21 protein-coding genes are annotated in these 17,265 nt (G+C 45.9%); 17 read left to right on the top strand and 4 right to left on the bottom strand.

Going from position 1 to position 17,265, the window contains the following annotated elements; all coding sequences use genetic code 11:
* Window positions 1-155 precede the first annotated feature (155 nt).
* On the top strand, window positions 156-374 hold the full coding sequence (locus OCV11_RS18360; protein WP_261897475.1) for a ParD-like family protein: 219 nt from the start codon (window positions 156-158) through the stop codon (window positions 372-374).
* Window positions 367-1,155 carry a type I methionyl aminopeptidase gene (map, locus tag OCV11_RS18365; RefSeq protein ID WP_261897476.1) on the top strand — a complete coding sequence of 263 codons (789 nt, stop codon included), beginning with the start codon at window positions 367-369 and terminating at the stop codon, window positions 1,153-1,155. Before OCV11_RS18360 ends, map begins: the two co-directional genes overlap by 8 nt.
* 135 nt (window positions 1,156-1,290) lie before the next feature.
* On the opposite strand, the gene OCV11_RS18370 is transcribed toward map, so the two are convergent.
* The gene (locus OCV11_RS18370; protein ID WP_261897477.1) at window positions 1,291-2,172 is read right to left on the bottom strand and encodes a LysR family transcriptional regulator; all 882 of its coding nucleotides are present in this window, start codon (window positions 2,170-2,172) and stop codon (window positions 1,291-1,293) included.
* Between the two features lie 137 nt (window positions 2,173-2,309).
* Between OCV11_RS18370 and OCV11_RS18375 the strand changes: the two genes are divergently transcribed.
* The 3 genes from OCV11_RS18375 (at window position 2,310) to OCV11_RS18385 (ending at window position 5,016) form a co-directional block, all read left to right on the top strand.
* On the top strand, window positions 2,310-2,627 hold the full coding sequence (locus OCV11_RS18375; RefSeq protein ID WP_261897478.1) for a DMT family transporter: 318 nt from the start codon (window positions 2,310-2,312) through the stop codon (window positions 2,625-2,627).
* A gap of 37 nt (window positions 2,628-2,664) precedes the next feature.
* Window positions 2,665-2,817 (top strand): DUF2256 domain-containing protein, encoded by a 153-nt coding sequence (locus tag OCV11_RS18380; RefSeq protein ID WP_373332840.1) that lies wholly within the window; start codon window positions 2,665-2,667, stop codon window positions 2,815-2,817.
* 204 nt (window positions 2,818-3,021) lie between these two features.
* Window positions 3,022-5,016: a hypothetical protein gene (locus OCV11_RS18385; protein WP_261897479.1), complete on the top strand. Its 1,995-nt coding sequence runs from the start codon at window positions 3,022-3,024 to the stop codon at window positions 5,014-5,016.
* A gap of 96 nt (window positions 5,017-5,112) precedes the next feature.
* Here OCV11_RS18385 and OCV11_RS18390 read toward each other — a convergent pair whose 3' ends face one another.
* Entirely contained in the window at window positions 5,113-6,465 is a 1,353-nt protein-coding gene (locus OCV11_RS18390; protein WP_261897480.1) for an MFS transporter, read from the bottom strand.
* 402 nt (window positions 6,466-6,867) lie between these two features.
* Here OCV11_RS18390 and OCV11_RS18395 point away from each other — a divergent pair, with 402 nt between their 5' ends.
* From OCV11_RS18395 to OCV11_RS18450, 12 genes are all read left to right on the top strand, one after another.
* Entirely contained in the window at window positions 6,868-7,824 is a 957-nt protein-coding gene (locus OCV11_RS18395) for a ketopantoate reductase family protein (protein WP_261897481.1), read from the top strand.
* An 86-nt stretch (window positions 7,825-7,910) separates the two neighbouring features.
* On the top strand, window positions 7,911-8,741 hold the full coding sequence (gene modD / locus OCV11_RS18400; protein WP_261897482.1) for a ModD protein: 831 nt from the start codon (window positions 7,911-7,913) through the stop codon (window positions 8,739-8,741).
* Window positions 8,742-9,012: 271 nt separating this feature from the next.
* Window positions 9,013-9,435 (top strand): GNAT family N-acetyltransferase, encoded by a 423-nt coding sequence (locus OCV11_RS18405; protein ID WP_261897483.1) that lies wholly within the window; start codon window positions 9,013-9,015, stop codon window positions 9,433-9,435.
* 40 nt (window positions 9,436-9,475) lie between these two features.
* Window positions 9,476-10,495 carry a Gfo/Idh/MocA family protein gene (locus OCV11_RS18410; RefSeq protein ID WP_261897484.1) on the top strand — a complete coding sequence of 340 codons (1,020 nt, stop codon included), beginning with the start codon at window positions 9,476-9,478 and terminating at the stop codon, window positions 10,493-10,495.
* Between the two features lie 67 nt (window positions 10,496-10,562).
* Window positions 10,563-11,135 (top strand): histidine phosphatase family protein, encoded by a 573-nt coding sequence (locus tag OCV11_RS18415; protein WP_261897485.1) that lies wholly within the window; start codon window positions 10,563-10,565, stop codon window positions 11,133-11,135.
* A 35-nt stretch (window positions 11,136-11,170) separates the two neighbouring features.
* The gene (locus OCV11_RS18420) at window positions 11,171-11,533 is read left to right on the top strand and encodes an SH3 domain-containing protein (protein ID WP_261897486.1); all 363 of its coding nucleotides are present in this window, start codon (window positions 11,171-11,173) and stop codon (window positions 11,531-11,533) included.
* Window positions 11,534-11,673: 140 nt separating this feature from the next.
* The gene (locus tag OCV11_RS18425) at window positions 11,674-12,096 is read left to right on the top strand and encodes a bleomycin resistance protein (protein WP_261897487.1); all 423 of its coding nucleotides are present in this window, start codon (window positions 11,674-11,676) and stop codon (window positions 12,094-12,096) included.
* A 30-nt stretch (window positions 12,097-12,126) separates the two neighbouring features.
* The gene (locus OCV11_RS18430; protein ID WP_261897488.1) at window positions 12,127-12,588 is read left to right on the top strand and encodes a GNAT family N-acetyltransferase; all 462 of its coding nucleotides are present in this window, start codon (window positions 12,127-12,129) and stop codon (window positions 12,586-12,588) included.
* A gap of 96 nt (window positions 12,589-12,684) precedes the next feature.
* On the top strand, window positions 12,685-13,233 hold the full coding sequence (locus OCV11_RS18435; protein ID WP_261897489.1) for a GNAT family N-acetyltransferase: 549 nt from the start codon (window positions 12,685-12,687) through the stop codon (window positions 13,231-13,233).
* An 81-nt stretch (window positions 13,234-13,314) separates the two neighbouring features.
* Window positions 13,315-13,692, top strand: a complete 378-nt coding sequence (locus OCV11_RS18440; protein WP_261897490.1) for a nuclear transport factor 2 family protein — start codon at window positions 13,315-13,317, stop codon at window positions 13,690-13,692.
* Between the two features lie 111 nt (window positions 13,693-13,803).
* Window positions 13,804-14,259, top strand: a complete 456-nt coding sequence (locus OCV11_RS18445; RefSeq protein ID WP_261897491.1) for an RDD family protein — start codon at window positions 13,804-13,806, stop codon at window positions 14,257-14,259.
* A gap of 50 nt (window positions 14,260-14,309) precedes the next feature.
* Complete coding sequence (locus tag OCV11_RS18450; RefSeq protein WP_261897492.1) at window positions 14,310-15,269, top strand: D-2-hydroxyacid dehydrogenase family protein; 960 nt, start codon at window positions 14,310-14,312, stop codon at window positions 15,267-15,269.
* 122 nt (window positions 15,270-15,391) lie between these two features.
* On the opposite strand, the gene OCV11_RS18455 is transcribed toward OCV11_RS18450, so the two are convergent.
* Window positions 15,392-16,252 (bottom strand): transposase, encoded by an 861-nt coding sequence (locus tag OCV11_RS18455; RefSeq protein ID WP_261897493.1) that lies wholly within the window; start codon window positions 16,250-16,252, stop codon window positions 15,392-15,394.
* Window positions 16,253-16,443: 191 nt separating this feature from the next.
* Window positions 16,444-17,265, bottom strand: coding sequence for an ABC transporter permease (locus OCV11_RS18460; RefSeq protein WP_261897494.1), 822 nt, complete (start codon window positions 17,263-17,265; stop codon window positions 16,444-16,446).

Here is a 17,265-nt window from a genome sequence, read left to right on the forward strand (position 1 = left end):
GTGTAAGTTTATTTGTGCTTCAGATGTGATGTTATCCGGCGTATAAAACAGGGGGAATAATTGCTGTAGTGGCAACAAGATACGTATCCGTACTGGTTGACATCGGTTATCAAAAGAATACACTCCGTATATGTTGTGTATATAAAGCGTATATTATGGGTATTGTAAAAATTTCTGATCAACTGCACGAGGAGATTCGCAAGGCCAGTGCAGTGATGCTTCGTTCAATCAATTCTCAAGCGGAATTTTGGATGAAAATCGGTATGTTAGCGGAGAAAAATCCGCAGATGTCGTTTAACGAAATCATCAATGAGTTGATGAAAAATGTCGAACTACCGATGGATTTCTCAGCAGAGGAAGTGGTTGATGAGTGATGTAGTGACCATTAAATCAGCAGAAGAAATTGAGCTGATGAGAGAGTCTGGCCGTTTGCTGGCTCAGGTATTTGCCATGCTTGATGACTTTGTTAAGCCGGGTATCACGACCATGGACATCAACGACAAAGTGGAAGACTTTATTGTTAATGAGCTGAAATCTCGTCCGGCGAGTAAAGGTCAGTACGATTACCAATACTGTTTGAATACTTCTCTCAATGAGGTGGTTTGTCACGGCATGCCAAAAGTGGATGAAGTGATCAAACCAACCGATATCATTAACTTGGATATTACTTTAGAAAAAAACGGTTACATTGCCGATTCCAGCAAAATGTACGTTATGCCCGATGCTAACCCATTGGCGAGAAAGCTTGTCAAATCGACTTATGAAGCGATGTGGGAAGGCATTCGCCAGGTAAAACCGGGCGCCCGATTAGGCGATATCGGTTACGCGATTCAAAAGTACGCTGAAACTCATGGTTACAGTGTGGTTCGCGAATATTGTGGTCACGGTATTGGTCAAGAGATGCATGAAGCTCCTCACGTACTGCACTACGGCAAAGCCAATACCGGTATGCTGTTAAAAGAGGGGATGACCTTTACCATCGAACCGATGATCAATCAGGGCACGGCAAAGATTAAAAGCAAACGCGATGGTTGGACTGTGGTTACACGAGATAAAAAGTTATCTGCGCAATCTGAGCATACCGTTCTGGTGACACCAACCGGTTATGAAGTACTCACTTACCGTACAGAAGAAGTAATGCCGAAAGTGGGTTAAGCCATTATCAGCAGCCCCGTTCTTAGAACGATAGGGCAAAGTTGAGTGATAAAACCAAGCAGCAAAGCGCGTGATGCCTTTGCTGCTTTTTTTATCAAATCTAGGTAGTGACGAGTCACTACCAAATCGCGCTAGTTAAGCGGCATAAGTTCGCTTGAGCGCATCAAACAACCATTGGTAAGCGGGACCGTAATTGGCGCCTTTTTTAAATACTAAATCCACGGGGACAGACCAAGGTTTGTGATCAAATGCCACTTGGATATTTTGTAGCTCTTGCTGCTCAATCGCCTCTTTGACCATAAAGGCAGGCAAATAGGCCCAGCCGATCTGCTGTTTTACCAAAGCCATGACCGCATGATAACTTGAACACCACCAGACTTTGGGTGAGAGAGTAATCAGCGACTGCGACTCTTGTTTCTTCTTACCACGCACCGCAATTTGTCGATATGGCGTGAGGTCAGACGCCGAATTAACCGCTAGATGGGCTAGCGGAAAATCAGGATGACATACCGCAATATAATCAATGCTACCCACATAACAAAAATCGACCTGCTTGATGGTTTCCACTTCGGAAAACATAATGCCTAAATCGGTCTCACCATGCACGATTTCATCGCTGATATCGGTCGAGGCAATGCTGCGCAAGTCCAACTGAATATAGGGAAATTGCGCCGAAAATTGATTGAATAGTTGCGCGAGTTCGGGCGTGAAAAGGCCATCATCATAAGCGACCATCAGTGAACTCTCTTCACCATGATGAATCGATTCGGCCATGCGTTCGAGATCATCAGATTGCGCTAATAAGGTCTTGGCACTGCGCATCAAACGTTCGCCCGCAGGAGTGAGCACCGGATTACGTGCGCTGCGGTCAAATAACTCCACCCCTAAATCGATCTCCAGGGTATTAATACCATGGCTAACAGCCGACTGAACTTTACCCATTTTTCTAGCACAGGCAGAAAAAGAACCCAGTTCAGCGGATAACACCAACATGCGGATCTGCTCTAGACTCAACATATGAAAATATTCGATAGTTATTAACTTTTACTCATCATAATCATTGATACAATAGTTCGCAATCTCACACGATAAATAATCTAAAAATATCCGATTATGTGAGCTAACTGTCTGACTTTTAATGAGGATGTGGATCTATGAGTTGGTGGTATTTGGTGTTGGCAGGATTAACGGAGATTGGTTGGCCAATCGGTTTAAAACTAGCGCAATCCGATTCGACGAAATGGATGGGAATTATTATGGCTGTTGCCTTTATGGTCATCAGTGGTTCACTGCTGTTTTTGGCGCAACGCACCATTCCGATGGGGACTGCTTATGCGGTTTGGACGGGTATTGGCGCAGCAGGAACATTTCTTGTTGGTGTTTTGTGTTATGGCGATCCGACCTCGATGTTTCGCTACATTGGGGTGATGTTTATTGTCGCCGGAGTGGCCGTTCTTAAATTGGCTCATTAAGCTTAAAGAGGTGCGAAGCGGCGACAAGGAACCAATCATGAGCAAAATGTCAAAGAAAGCCGATTTACCCAGCAAAATTTGTGTGGTTTGCGGTCGGCCATTTGTTTGGCGTAAAAAATGGCAAACCTGCTGGGAAAGTGTGCGTTATTGCTCAGATCGTTGCCGTCGTAACCGCCGCTCCACTTTGTAAAAGAGTCTCTTTTTGCTCTTCGCCACTTTTATTTATAACTCCCAATTATCAGAGTGATAACAATTGATAATGTCGGTTGTGTGAACTTCTCTTTATCCTATTTTTCTAGACGACAAAGCTTTCCCTATTAAAACGATGTGGTGATTCTCCCCATACTCAACTAGCTTTGTTGACGAAGGGAGATGGATGAAAAAGAGAACAAAAATGAAATTACACACACTGACCAAAGCTATCCTGATGGGGGTTTTTCTGACAGGAGCCCAATCTGCCATCGCGGCCAATATTCAATCTATTAACCTAGTTGGAGATTCTTTTGGTGATGGTACGCGTCTCACTAAAGTCGTGATTCATTACGACAGTATGATTAATGGCTCTTCGCTTGCGAACGGTTCGTTTGAGATTGCAGGGCAAACTATTACTCGCAGTTACACCAGCTCAGATAACCTAGGAGAGCACCCAGCAACAAATGGTGCTTATGTGGTCTTGGATGTGGACAGTTCAGCACGTAACGCGCTGATTTACAGTACCAATCCTCAGTTATCGACTCAGGTACTAAAAGGAAATCGACCATCGGGAGAGCGGCCGATGCAAAAGCCGGATGACAGTGCAGGTGGTCATCACCCAATGCAATTTAAAGCGCCTGCGATTGGGCAATTCCAAGTCACCTTGACTCAGCAACAAGCGATTAAAGAGAATTCTGGAGCGTTAGTCAAACCTGATCATCTCACTTATCGAGCGAGTCACGTTGAGCAGATAAGCGCAAAACGCTTTGTCACCAGAGTGTTCCATGATCCTGTCACTGGAAAAAGCCTCACATACAATCTTTATATCCCCAAGGATTACGGTGCAACGCGTACCTATCCTATGGTGTTTTTTGGTCATGATGCGGGGGCAACCAGCTCAGATCCTCGCGTGACATTATGGCAAGGTTTAGGGGCGACAGTTTGGAGTGAGCCTGCTAATCAAGCACGTCACGCGAGCTTTGTGTTAGCTCCGCAATTTGATACACAAATAGTTGATGATACTAACCAACATTCGGATGCGATGGACATCAGTGCACGCTTGATCAAATCGTTAGAAAGAGAGTATTCGATTGATCGCAATCGTGTCTACGCCACCGGGCAATCGGGTGGTTGTATGCTGTCGATTGCGATGAATATCGAATACCCCGAACTCTTCGCAGCATCCTACTTGGTTGCTGGTCAGTGGAACCCAACTCAAGTCACCCCACTGGTGCATAAACCCCTTTGGATTGTCGTGTCTCAAGGAGATACCAAAGCGTATCCGGGCATGAATGCCATCACACAGACCTTACAGCAGCAAGGATCAACCCTGACCAGTGCTGTCTGGAGTGGAACGGCCTCCGCGCAAGAGATCGCCGCTAATGCTAAAGCAATGCTCGCGACCGATGCCGATATTCATTATGTGGCGCTTAAAAAGGGCAGCGTTGTTCCAGTGAATCAGACGGAAGATAGTGGCAGTAATCACCTGAATACCTGGCGAATTGCTTATACCTATCAGCCGGTTATTGATTGGTTATATCAACAAAAAATGACCCACCAACATGGCCCAGACTTGCCATTTTCTCAACTTGTTGCGGCGGCCAAAAGTGGTGACCAACAAGCTCAATCACGCTTAGGTGAAAACTATTTCCGAGGTCACGGAGCAGAGCAAAACAATCAAGAGGCATTTCATTGGTTAAGTCTTGCTAGTGAACAAGGGAATGCACATGCCAAGTCGTTGTTGGGTCAGCTCTATTGGCAAGGATTAGGCACGGATAAAAATGAGGCAAAAGCGTTGGCATTGTTTAGTGAGGCCACTCAGCAAGGTGATATGAAAGCACCACGTTATCTTGGTTGGTTCTATCAACAGGGTATCGCTGTGCCAGCAGATCAGAAAAAGGCAGCCGAGTTTTATCAACTGGCGGCCAATCGAGGCGATATTACCGGGCAATATTATCTTGGTGGAATGTATTTAAAAGGGCTAGGGGTGAAGCAGGATTTGCGTTTAGCACGCTATTGGTTCAATGAATCAGCAGCACGAGGTGATTTAGTGGCTGCACCAGCCATGGTTGCTTTGGCGGATATGCTCGATAAAGGTTTGGGTGGCGAATTAGATAAAGCTCAAGCGAAAAGCCTATTGCAAGCAGCGGCTAAAGTTGGCTATGAGCCTGCGCAGAACGCGTTGAAATTGCAATAGGTTGAGAGCACGACTTAATTATCGATTATTGATGAATCGGCCAAGATTGCCTTTGCAGTCTTGGCCTTTTTATTATGTGAGCCGAAGATATCTAGATTAATGCGCTTTATAACGCAGGCCACTGACTACCGCGGCCACCAAGGCAAATGAGCCTGCGGTAATCAGCGAAATGTGAGTACCATGGTCAGCAAAAAGGTTAAACAGCAGGGCAACCAGCGCTGTGCCCGAGGTTTGACCTATCAATCGCGCCGTACCTAACATGCCACTGGCACCGCCGCTGCGATTACGCGGCGCAGCGCTGATAATGGTGTGATTATTTGGGGACTGAAATAGACCAAAGCCTGCACCGCACAGTGCCATGCGCAATGCCACATCAAGGTAATCGGGTGAAGTTGGTAACATTGCCAGTGAGAAGAGCCCGGCAGCGAACACCGCAAGGCCAATAGCGCCTAAAATTCCCGCATGGACTTTTTCAATCAAGCGTCCGGCAATCGGCGCTAATACCATCGTTGCCAGTGGCCACGGGGTCAACAGTAAACCTGTTTCTGTTTCGCTTAGCCCTAAAGTGCGTTGGAAATAGAAGGGGATGGAAACCATTGCCAGCATCTGGGCGCAGAAGGAGCAAATAGACGTACAAATCGACAACGAGAAAATTGGAATGCGTAGTAGATCGACGGGCAATAATGGGAATGGATTACTAAGTTGACGACGAACAAAAATAAAGCCGACGATCAACGTCGCCAGCAGCTCAAACCCGACATACAAAAGATCTTGTTGATGGGAGAAACTGGTAAACGCGATGAAAAACAAACCAAAGGTCAGTGCGTTAAGCACGCCACTTACTGCATCAAATTTACGACCGCCTAGAGAATCATTGGCTGGTAAGTATTTAAGCGCCAGTACTAAGGCGATGATCCCAACCGGAACGTTAATCGCAAACAGCCATTGCCATGAGGCAAAAGAGAGAATACCCGCTGCGACGGTTGGCCCTGCGGCAGCGGAAATGGCGACCACTAAGGCGTTGATCCCCATCCCTCGTCCCAACTTACTTTTGGGATAAATCAGTCGAATAAGCGCGGTATTGACACTCATTAACGCTGCTGCGCCAAAGCCTTGCATTACGCGCGCTAAAGTTAAGGTCAATAGCGAATCTGACAGGGCGCATAATAACGACATCGCAGAAAACAGCACCAAGCCAATTTTGTAAATGCGACGATAGCCGACAATATCACCTAGTGAAGATAACGAGAGCAAGGTCATGGTGATGACCAATTGATAACCATTGACGATCCAAATGGAGGCGCCGGCGGTGGTGTTTAATTCGTTAGCGATGGTGGGCAAGGCCACGTTGGCAATCGAGCCGTCAAGCACTGCCATAGTGATACCCAATGCAATGGTAAGCACCGCTCCGATGCGTTGTGGCATGGGTAAGCCGTCGTTTGTCGTCATGAAAAGACCAGTCTCATTTTTAACTAAGATAATATTATTTAAGTAGATGACTTTGAGTAACACGTAGACATCTACGTTCGAATTCTACTGTTGATACTAAGACTCATGTGAATAAGTGAAAAGTGATACTGGCCAAATTTGATGATGAGCAAAGAGTGGCAAACGGGATATCACTTGCGATGCCAACCGCATGCGTTTATGTTGGCTGTATCACTAGTCTGTATGCGAACATCATACCTTGTCTCTGCGATTTTCGTAACGCTAAACCCTTTGCTTATCCAGAAAATCGTTTGGCGTTAGGAAAGGCATTGCAGTTAGCAAAGGCATTGTTAATGGAGACATGGCTGTTGGCTTGCTTCACAGACTCAATGTAAGGATTCTATTTAAGTAAAGGAGTAGACCATGAAATTTGCCATGCTTGGTGCTGGTGGTATCGGTTGTTTATACGCAGCGCGCCTCATTCAGGCCGGACATCAATGTGTATTAGTCGCTCGAGGAGAGCATCTTCAAGCATTGCAGCAAAATGGCTTGCTCGTTGACCACCCCGATACGCAATTTCATGGCTCTGTTGATGCGACCGATGTGGCTGGGTTGATGAAACAGCACTCCTGTAGCAGTTTTGATCTTTTGATCCTCGGAGCGAAAGGCGGTGCAACTCAAGCTATGCTGGCTGAAATGAAAACATGGTTACAAGGGGCAACTACACCCATTTTATCGATTCAAAATGGGGTGACCAATGAAGCGTTGATTGAGCAGCAGTTAGGTGTGGAGCGTACCATTGGGGGATTAGGTATTTATGTGAGTGGGCATATTGTTAGCCCTGGACACATTAGTGCCCAAGGGGCTGGGCAAATTGATTTTGGCGCTTGGCCTACCGCGCAAGATAACCCTCAAATGGCGACCTTGTGTCAAACCTTAGCAGAAGTCTTTTCCGATGCAGGAATTCCTAACCGACTCTATACCGATGTGCGATACGCGCTGTGGCGCAAATTGGTGATCAATAATGGCGTAAATCCACTCACCGCCCTGACCGATCTCAAAACTGGCGCGATTACTACCGATCCCATTTTACGCCGCACGGTTCATACCATGATGGAAGAGACTGCGCGCGCGGCGAATGCTGCAGGTGTGTCGCTAACTAAAGAGGATGTTGAAGAGATGTTTGATCTCATCTGCAACTTTCACGACATAAAAACCTCAATGCAGGTGGATATGGAACGGGGCAGAACCCTAGAAGTTAATGAGATTTGCGGCCCAGTGATTGAGAACTGTCGCAAGATCAATCAGCCCGCAGAGACAACAGAGTTAATCTATAAATTGCTGGTTAATGCGACTCAAGCCCACCCCGCTGAAATCTAACCGCTAGCGTCGTTTTGTTATTTGCAAGTGAAGCTAAACGAGTTCATTATGGCATATGCTATTAATATGAATGGATTGAGGATTTCATGGAGAGAGTATTAAGTGACGAAGCACTAGCCCAACTGATGGCAGACGACGTACCGTTTGGCGACTTAACGACGGATTTGCTGATTAATGGTAACCAACCGCTACGCATAGAGCTTGGTGCAAGGTATGAAATGACAGTGAGTGGTGTAGAAGAGGTTGCTCGTATGTTCGAAATAAAAGGGGCAACGGTCACTGTGCATCAACAGTCTGGCGCAACCATTGCGGCGCATCAACCTATCCTAACGGCGCATGGTTCTGCCCATGCTTTATTTACGGTATGGAAATCGGCTCAAGTGCTGATGGAGTGGATGAGTGGTGTTGCTTCGGCTGCAAAAAGGATGGTCGATGGTGCTCAAGGGATTCCTGTCGCGTGCACGCGCAAGCAAGTTCCTTATACCAAAGTGCTTTCGGTTAAGGCGGTGCGAAGTGGCGGCGCCATCATGCATCGCTTGGGAACTTCTGAAAGCATTTTGGTGTTTGCTGAACATCGTCAGTTTAACCCGTTAGATCCGCAAGAGATGATCGCTTTTCTCGAGCAACGATCACCAGAGCATAAAGCCATCATAGAAGTACATTGTGTGGAAGATGCGCTCAACTGGGCGCAAGCTGGTGCTGCCGTGTTGCAACTTGATAAGTTTTCTCCCGCCGATATTGCTAAATGCAAAGCTTATCTGGTCAAGCATCAACTATCGACCAAACTGGGCATTGCTGGTGGAGTGACTCCGGAGAACATCACCGAATTTACGTCAGCTGGCGCAGATCTTATCGTGACCTCATATCCTTACTACGCGAAGCCAAAAGATGTTCAAGTGCGCTTCTTCGAGTCTTAGATGTTTCAAGTCTTAAATGCGCGGCTAAGCTGGTCTATCTGCTTCTGGTCTATCTACTGTTGGTAAATCTACTGATCGAATAGTGTGTCGCTGTTTTTTACAGCGACCACTTTTTGGTCGTGTTAGTTTGCCTTAGCCTTTAAAATACGAAATCGGACTCGCTTAAATATCCTATGAATTGCCCTGATTCATTTATCTGACTACCCACGGATTGCACATTTGGGTATGCTGTCCTTCAAAACAATTTAGTAATCGAGTCAAAAGGATAGTGATGCTGTTCATAACCAACGTTAGCTATAGCGAGGAGTATGCGCCACAGATTCGCGCCATACGTGATGAAGTCTTTATTCAGGAGCAAGGAATCGATCCAACACTTGAATTTGATGGCTGTGATGCCGATGCACTTCATGCCTTGATTACGATCGATGGTCAACCTGTTGCGACGGGTCGTTTGCTCAATGATGGGCACATTGGTCGCATTGCTGTTTTGGCAGCGTATCGCGGCCAAGGTGTTGGCGCGCAGGTAGTGCGTTCATTAATCAAAGAAGCTGAGCTACAAGGCTATGCTCGCGTCTATCTTGGAGCTCAGGTCCATGCGGTCGACTTCTATCGTAAATTGGGCTTTGTCTCTTTTGGTGACGAATTTGTCGAAGCAGGCATCCCTCATTTAGCGATGGAAAAGAACTTAAAATAATTCGCTTTTAAAGCAGCAATAACGTGACGAGAGAGATGAGATGACCACGCAGAAAATACGTTGGGGCATAGCTGGATTAGGCGCAATTGCGCACCGCTTTGCCACCGATTTAGTCAATAGTAGTCAATATGGTGTGTTGGGTGCTGTGGCGGCGAGACAACAGCAGCGCGCCGAGGATTTTGCTGACCAATATGGGTGTGAAGTGGCTTATGGCTCTTATGAAGCGTTGGCTAGCGATGCAGAGATTGATGCTGTTTATGTCGCTACCATACATCCCGCCCATGTGCCGCTGGTGGAACTTTTTTTGCGCCACGGGAAACATGTTCTGGTTGAGAAGCCAGCATTCATCTGTGTTGAACAATGGGATGCGATGGCTGAATTGGCCGTTAACAATGGCGTGATTTTGGCTGAGGCGATGAAATCAGTGGCATTTCCTGCTTATCAGCAGCTATGCCAGTTTTTGATAGAGCGTCAACCTGAGGTAACCTCGATTGAAGCGGCGTTTGGTGGGGCTCATTCCTACGATCCGCAACTGCGTATCTTTGATGCGACGTTATCCGGCGGTGCAACGCTGGATGTTGGCGTGTATGGTTTGTGGCTGTTTGCCGATTTATGCCGAGTGCTCGGCCACACTGTTCCTTTTCCGCGTACAACGATCACCCAAACCTATCCAGACCTAGCTGTTGATCAGACAGTGGAGTGTCTTTTTGATGGGGCAATTCAAGGTCGGATTGGCGGTTCAATTACTGAAGATTTGCCGCGCTATGCGGTGATCAAAGGGCCTGAACTTTTAATCACCATTGCAGAAAAATGGTGGAACCCTAAACGCATCGACATTGAATACCAAGGCCAAACGTACCGACTAGAACCCGAGGTACTGGGCGGTGGCTTTGAACACGAAATTGATCATCTTTCAACGCTTATCCTGCTACGGGAAACTCAATCTCCGCTGCTTTGTCATGCGACTAGTCGCAAAGTGATAGAGATCATGGAGCAACTGTTGAAAGCACACGGTTTTGCTCACCTTGTCACGCCCAACCCTGCATTCTTAATGCAGTGATTAAAAGTTAACTCAGTGACTAAAAGAAACACACATACAAGAATTTAAAGTTTAAGGAATAAGATTGATGGCAACGACGTTTTACTTAATGCGCCACGGGCAAACTCTTTTTAACGTACGACGTAAAATCCAAGGCTGGTGCGATTCCCCTCTAACTGAAACCGGTATTGAACAAGCTAAGATGGCGTCGCGTTTTTTCGACAATATCGAATTGGATCACCTGTACAGCTCTTCTTCTGAACGCGCTTGTGATACCGCTGAAATCGTGACGCATCAACAAATGCCTTATCAGCGCTTAAAAGGACTTAAAGAGATCAATTTCGGTACCTACGAATCAGAAAGTGAAGATTTGCACCCAAATGTCGATATGCGCGAAACCTACTACGTGCAATTTGGCGGAGAAGCGAAAGCCAAAGTGCGTGAACGTGTGGTAGCAACGTGTACTGAGATCATGCAAAAGCCAGATCACAACACAGTTCTAGCGGTATCTCACGCCGGTTCATGCAAACAGTTTTTGATGCATTGGCATGAAAACCATGAAGAAGTGCTTAAAAATGGCATTCCTAACTGCGCGATTTTTGAATACCGCTTTGAAAACGATGCGTTTACGTTTGTCCGTATGATTGATGTGACTAAGTAATACATCTTGTCTATTAAACGCCAGGAGGAGAGCGCGTGACTCACTTTATCGTAATAAAACCTTATAACGATGCGCCTGAATCACCCATTCGGGTTGAAAGAGGTGAGCGATTAGCGTGGGTTGAAGAGTCGAACCCACAAGGCGATTGGGCTAATTGGGTATTTTGTCGCGGCGAAGGCAAAGAGGGCTGGGTACCCAAGCAAATTCTTACCAAAGACGCGAAAGAAGCGGTGGTCACCGAAGATTATCACGCTAAAGAGCATAACTTAGTCTTGGGGGAGAGGTTAGTCGCTCACTCTTTCCTTAATGGCTGGCTGTGGGGACACAAAGTCAGTGATCCTACGGTATTAGCTTGGGCACCAATGAATCACTTAGCTGAGTCAAATGATGATAAGTGACGCTTCATGCACATTGTCTCTTCTTCATTTTTCCTAGGCAAAACGCTTTCACATTGAAAGATAACGATTTGCACTGTTTATTTTCGCTCTGACAACGTATTCTGCTTTTTTATTGTTTTTAAATAATAGGTTAGGAACTTATGGAAGAGTATTGGAACCCAATGGTTCCTGAGTTATCAGTGACCGATTTTTCCAAGTCACTGCATTTCTATTGTGAGATTTTGGGCTTCTCGATTCGTAACCAACGTTCAAATCCAGATTTTGCCTACCTAGATATGGAAAATGTCCAACTGATGCTGGAACAGATTCACGAATCGGGTTGGAACACTGGGGCGCTAGAGTTTCCGTTAGGTCGTGGGATCAATTTCCAAATAGAGTTAGCCGATATTGCAGCTGTACATGGCCGTTTGGTATCGGCTCAAATTGCGCTGTATTGCGAGATGAAAGAGAGCTGGTATGACGTTGGCGATATGCTATCTGGTCAGCGCGAATTTCTCGTGCAAGACCCCGACGGTTATCTGCTGCGCTTTAGCCAGTATTTAGGTGAAAAACCCAAATCTTAAAACCTTTTCAAATAACCCCAAGAGGTTGTAATGGAACAGATTACTTTTAAAGATGCGCAACCAGAGCACGGCGAGTTGCTTAGTGATATCGCCATCGAATCCAAAGGGTATTGGGGCTATTCTCGGCAACAGCTGGATATTTGGCGTAAAGATTTACGCATCGAGCCATCGTACATTGTGGTGAATACGGTCAAATTGGTTGTGGTGGGGGATAACATCGCTGGGTTCTTTGCTTTGTTGCAAGGTGAGACAAACTATCTCGACCACCTATGGCTGTTGCCAGACTATGCAGGCAAAGGGCTTGGCCGCGAAGTGTTCAACGAAATTCTTCATCAATGCCAAGCACTAGACATAGCCCGTTTTACGATTGTATCTGACCCCGACGCAGCCGGTTTTTATCTTCATTTAGGTGCCAAGCGCATCGGTGAGGTGTTTAGTAAACCACAAAACCGCCAGTTGCCCTTACTAGAATATGTCCTTCCTCTTCCTTAGAGGGACAGGCACTTTAATTTCGCCGCTGTGTCTTACTTTCTTAGAAGGACAGGCACCTTAACTCATCATCGTCTACATAGTGGTAAAGGAGAACCTATGTTTACACTCGATATCGACCAAGAATTACGTTTGGCTCTGATTCAGCCCTCATTTGCTAAAACCTATTATGACATTGTTGCCCAGCAGCGAACCTATCTTAGTCAATGGCTTGCATGGCCCGAACACGCTGATGGCGAAGGCTTTTTTCTCAGCTTTATCCAAACATCACTGCAAAACTATGCGGCAGGCAAATCGTTAACCTGTTCAGTGATTTTCTCAGGCCAGATTGTCGGCACGGTCTCTTTTAACTCCATCGATCATAATTTGAAGAAAGTGGAAATCGGCTATTGGTTACGTGAAGACTATCAAGGCCGTGGCATTATGACTCGAGTCGTCCGTAAGTTAATTGAAGTGGCTTTCGAAGAGTATCATATGGAAAAAGTGGAGATTGCAGCCGCTGAAGGGAACAAGGCCAGCCGCAGTTTGTGTGAACGGTTAGGGTTTACGTTAGAAGGCATCATTACTCGTGCTGAAAATCTCAATGGCCGCATTGTTGACCATGCGATTTATGGTTTGGCGAAAAGTCATGTGACTGATAGTAAGTAATCAGTGCCATTTCTTATAAGGACAGGCACCTTAAGAGAGGCGCACCATTTCTATTAAAAACAGGGCGAGAAGGAAGATGCTATGAAGATATTAATTGAACAGGAAACCGCTCTTCATCAGTATGAAATTCGTCACAATAGTATGGAAGTGAAGCGGTTGCTGCATCCTCAATTTAAAGAAGTTGGGCGCTCAGGGAGCACCTACGACTTTACTACGACAGTTCAACTTATGGAGATAGAGCAGCCCGCCCAAGGGCATCTTCATGCTCAAGACTTTGAGTGCATTACTTTGCAACCTTCTGTGCAACTGTTGCTCTATAAATCAGCCTGGATTGATGATGCAGGAAAGGCGAGTGCATTTGCCAAACGTTCTTCGACGTGGATTTTTACTGGTTTAGGATGGCAGATGATTTATCACCAAGGTACACCGTGTGAGGCATTTGCTATCGTAAAATCTTAGCAGGACAGGCACTCTAAATTGGTACAGTAAGGTCGGTTCCCTTTTGTTGACAAGTGAGAACGCTAGACAACAGAATGCTCAGTATCAAAGCAACAAATAGAAGGATATTACGTGGAAGACAAAATGCTGGTTTACGCAGGTTTTTGGATTCGTTTAGCGGCATCAATCATTGATACTGTGTTGATGTTGCTGGTGGCTCTTCCGTTTGCCGATTCTGCCTATAGCTATTTCAATTGGGAAAATGGCATGCAGATGCAAGCAAGTTCAAGTATCGGTATTAGTTGGATTTTCCCATTTATAGCCACCATGATTTTCTGGGTTTATCGCTCAGCAACTCCGGGGAAAATGATCTTGAAGTTGAAGATTGTCAACGCCATGACGGGTGAGCCGATTGGTATTGGTCGCTCGGTTATTCGTTATATTGGTTATTACATTAGCGCTTTTCCATTGTGTCTTGGCTTTCTCTGGATAGCTTTTAGCAGCCGTAAACAAGGCTGGCATGACCTTATCGCAGGTACGGTTGTGGTCAAGGCGGTGAAACCTTTTTACAAGGACAGACACTTTTAAATATTTAGAAGGACAGGCACGTTAAGTCTTTTGCTAGGAGTTTAATTTCTATGAAAATTGCCATATTGGATGATTATCAAGATGCCGTACGTCACCTTGATTGTTTTTCGCTCTTAGCGGACCATGACGTTCAGGTGTTGAATCAAACCTATAGCGAGGATGAGCTTGTTGAACGCTTACAAGGCGTCGAAGTTTTGGTCCTCATCCGTGAGAGAACATGTATTACGTCGACTTTGTTAGAACGTCTCCCATGTTTAAAATTGATTAGCCAAACAGGGAAGGTGAGCCAACATATTGACCCTAACTTATGTGCTCAATATGGTGTTGATGTCGCGGAGGGCGTTGGCTCTCCCGTGGCGCCTGCAGAGCTTTGTTGGGCTTTGATTATGGCTGCGTCGCGCCATATTCCTGCGTACGTGAATCAATTACAGCAAGGGCACTGGCAAAGTTCAGGTTCGCTAGGGCTGGGACGCACGCTTAATGGCCGAACTTTGGGTATTTGGGGATATGGGAAAATCGGGCAGCGCATCGCGAAATTCGCTCAAGCCTTTGGTATGAATGTCTTGGTGTGGGGCAGTGGATCATCAAGAGAAAAGGCAGTTCAAGACGGTTTTGATGCTGCTGAATCCAAACAAACGTTTTTTACTCAAGCAGATATTGTTTCTTTGCATCTTCGTTTAAATGAAGTCACAAAAGCGTGTGTGACGAGTGTTGATCTTGAATTGATGAAAGCTGATTCGCTGTTTGTGAATACTAGCCGCGCAGAGCTTGTAGAAGAGGGGGCTTTATACCAAACGTTGCTAAAACATCCCTCAAAACAAGCTGCTATTGATGTTTATGCTAATGAGCCAGCGACCACTGCTAACGAGCCGTTGTTGACACTAGAAAATGTTCTTGCGTCACCGCACTTAGGGTATGTAGAGCAGAACAGTTATGAACTCTATTTCGGCAAAGCCTTTGAAAATGTGGTGCAATACGCCAAGGGCAGTCCGCAGAATTTGGTTTTGTGAGTTTCTTAGGTCAAAGCATGTGGTTAGACAGCAATCCCTTGAATGCGCTGCCGGTTTAGCTGCATTTTAGCTTGATGCAATTTATCTTGGCTTCCAACCCATAAACAGCCACGTTGCTCTAATTAATTACAGATGTCCGGAAACTGAGGGGGGCTATCGTCTAATCGTTGCAAAATATTAGGTAAGTCTGCATCGATATGACCCAATTTATCGCTGCGTACTCGTCTGCCGATCCAATCCACCCATTGCAAATAATCGTCCAAATGAAAGGGGATACCCATAGGGGCCGATACTCTTTCATTCCCTATAAAAGGGAGTAGCGAATCAGGTGTTGTCTGGGCATTTTTCACCGCTTCGATTCGCAGTTTTATCGAGGTATGTTCTGACTCTTCAGGTGTTGCCGCCGCTTTTGCGCGAACGGGGTTGAGGTCGACATACGTCATAGCGGCAAGGAGTGCATTTTTGTCTAACAACGCCTGGGATTTATAACGACCCTCCCAAAAGTGTCCTGTGCAATCATCTTCTTTGTTGGCCATCATGGCGATCGACATATTGAGTTCTCGCATCATCCAACTGAGTGAGTAAAGCCTTTCTCGCCAGGTTTCGATGATTTCCTGACAAACCTGCACGCTAGTGTTATCTGTCATCCCGCCTTGTTGATAACGAGCGAGTAGCGGGTCGAGTTGGTGTTCCATCGACCATCTTTCCATTACCTCTTGCTCCGACAGCGCTAATGCCTTTTGTTTATTCACATGCACTACCAGATGGTAGTGATTACTCATGACTGCATAGGCGCAGATATCAATGCAGTACATTTGTGCTAAACGATGAATTCTCTGCTCGAGCCACAGGCGTCGATGTTCATAAGATTGTTGAGTTTTTTCGTCAAATCCACACAGGTATGAGCGCCTAACACAGCGTGAAACGCAGTGATAATAAGGGGTGACAGCAAGGTCAATTTGTTGGCTTCTGGCTGTGGTCATGATGCAAGGCCCGATGAGATAAGAATTTGCAGATTGCAGTAAAAATCACTGCATGAGTAGCGGTGATAGAGGTGAATGCGAGTGAATTCAAAAATTGTGGTGCCTGTCTTTCTAAAAATTATGACCTCTTAAGATAGGGAATTAAAATGCCTGTCCCCTTAAGAAAGGCAGGCATCTTTCATTATTTTTCATTAAATGGCTTCAAGGCGTTGCTTGAGTTTATCGGCAAGCAACGTGAATAATACGCACAGGCCGACCAATAATAGGGATAGCATACCAACAACTGGAAAATCGGTGCCGCCATCGGAGATTTTGCTGTAGATAGCCAGAGGTAAAATATTGAGCTGAGTTCCCGATAACGCCAATGCTGTTCCATAGGCGCCTAACGCGACGGAGACCATTACACACAGTGAAGTGATCATTGCTGGATAAAGCTGTGGTAAGAACACGTAACGATAACTCTGCCAGCGGTTTGCTCCGAAGCTTTCGGAAACCTTCATCTGTTGCCAGTCAAAACTAAGCATCACTGGGAGCAAAATAAACACGGCTCGTGGGATCAAGTAGTAGCAATATGCCATCGCAAGGCCCACTGGCGTAAAAATCACATTACCAAATTGTCCCTCGGGAATGCCAATCTGTCCCAACAGTTGGGTGACAAATCCCGCGCGACCAAAAGTAAGAATAAAGCCGTAAGCAACAATCAAACCACTGAACACGAGGGGCAGTGCAATTGCGATACTGAGCCACTGCCTCATCCGCGATGAAGTTTGACTGAGAAAATAGGCGATAAACAGAGCAACTATGAGTGACATCAATGACGCACTGCCAGCAAGTACCAAGCTTCCACCGATGCTCGAGAGTAGGTAGCTGTCCGATATCATTCGGTTAAAGGTTTCAAGAGGCGCACTGAGCGCCTCTGAAAAGACCAATATGACAGGAAACAGGAAAAACAATCCGTAGCCTAAGAGTCCAGGAAGCATCGGAAACCATACTGCCCATTTTGCCAATTTCAT

This window comes from Vibrio porteresiae DSM 19223 (assembly GCF_024347055.1).
GTDB classification, from domain to species: Bacteria; Pseudomonadota; Gammaproteobacteria; order Enterobacterales; family Vibrionaceae; genus Vibrio; species Vibrio porteresiae.

Coding starts and splice junctions, on each gene's coding strand:
- OCV11_RS18360 (WP_261897475.1), top strand. CDS start 156: ATGGGTATTGTAAAAATTTCTGATCAACTGCACGAGGAGATTCGCAAG.
- map (WP_261897476.1), top strand. CDS start 367: ATGAGTGATGTAGTGACCATTAAATCAGCAGAAGAAATTGAGCTGATG.
- OCV11_RS18370 (WP_261897477.1), bottom strand. CDS start 2,172: ATGTTGAGTCTAGAGCAGATCCGCATGTTGGTGTTATCCGCTGAACTG.
- OCV11_RS18375 (WP_261897478.1), top strand. CDS start 2,310: ATGAGTTGGTGGTATTTGGTGTTGGCAGGATTAACGGAGATTGGTTGG.
- OCV11_RS18380 (WP_373332840.1), top strand. CDS start 2,665: ATGAGCAAAATGTCAAAGAAAGCCGATTTACCCAGCAAAATTTGTGTG.
- OCV11_RS18385 (WP_261897479.1), top strand. CDS start 3,022: ATGAAATTACACACACTGACCAAAGCTATCCTGATGGGGGTTTTTCTG.
- OCV11_RS18390 (WP_261897480.1), bottom strand. CDS start 6,465: ATGACGACAAACGACGGCTTACCCATGCCACAACGCATCGGAGCGGTG.
- OCV11_RS18395 (WP_261897481.1), top strand. CDS start 6,868: ATGAAATTTGCCATGCTTGGTGCTGGTGGTATCGGTTGTTTATACGCA.
- modD (WP_261897482.1), top strand. CDS start 7,911: ATGGAGAGAGTATTAAGTGACGAAGCACTAGCCCAACTGATGGCAGAC.
- OCV11_RS18405 (WP_261897483.1), top strand. CDS start 9,013: ATGCTGTTCATAACCAACGTTAGCTATAGCGAGGAGTATGCGCCACAG.
- OCV11_RS18410 (WP_261897484.1), top strand. CDS start 9,476: ATGACCACGCAGAAAATACGTTGGGGCATAGCTGGATTAGGCGCAATT.
- OCV11_RS18415 (WP_261897485.1), top strand. CDS start 10,563: ATGGCAACGACGTTTTACTTAATGCGCCACGGGCAAACTCTTTTTAAC.
- OCV11_RS18425 (WP_261897487.1), top strand. CDS start 11,674: ATGGAAGAGTATTGGAACCCAATGGTTCCTGAGTTATCAGTGACCGAT.
- OCV11_RS18430 (WP_261897488.1), top strand. CDS start 12,127: ATGGAACAGATTACTTTTAAAGATGCGCAACCAGAGCACGGCGAGTTG.
- OCV11_RS18435 (WP_261897489.1), top strand. CDS start 12,685: ATGTTTACACTCGATATCGACCAAGAATTACGTTTGGCTCTGATTCAG.
- OCV11_RS18440 (WP_261897490.1), top strand. CDS start 13,315: ATGAAGATATTAATTGAACAGGAAACCGCTCTTCATCAGTATGAAATT.
- OCV11_RS18450 (WP_261897492.1), top strand. CDS start 14,310: ATGAAAATTGCCATATTGGATGATTATCAAGATGCCGTACGTCACCTT.
- OCV11_RS18455 (WP_261897493.1), bottom strand. CDS start 16,252: ATGACCACAGCCAGAAGCCAACAAATTGACCTTGCTGTCACCCCTTAT.
- OCV11_RS18460 (WP_261897494.1), bottom strand. CDS start 17,265: ATGAAATTGGCAAAATGGGCAGTATGGTTTCCGATGCTTCCTGGACTC.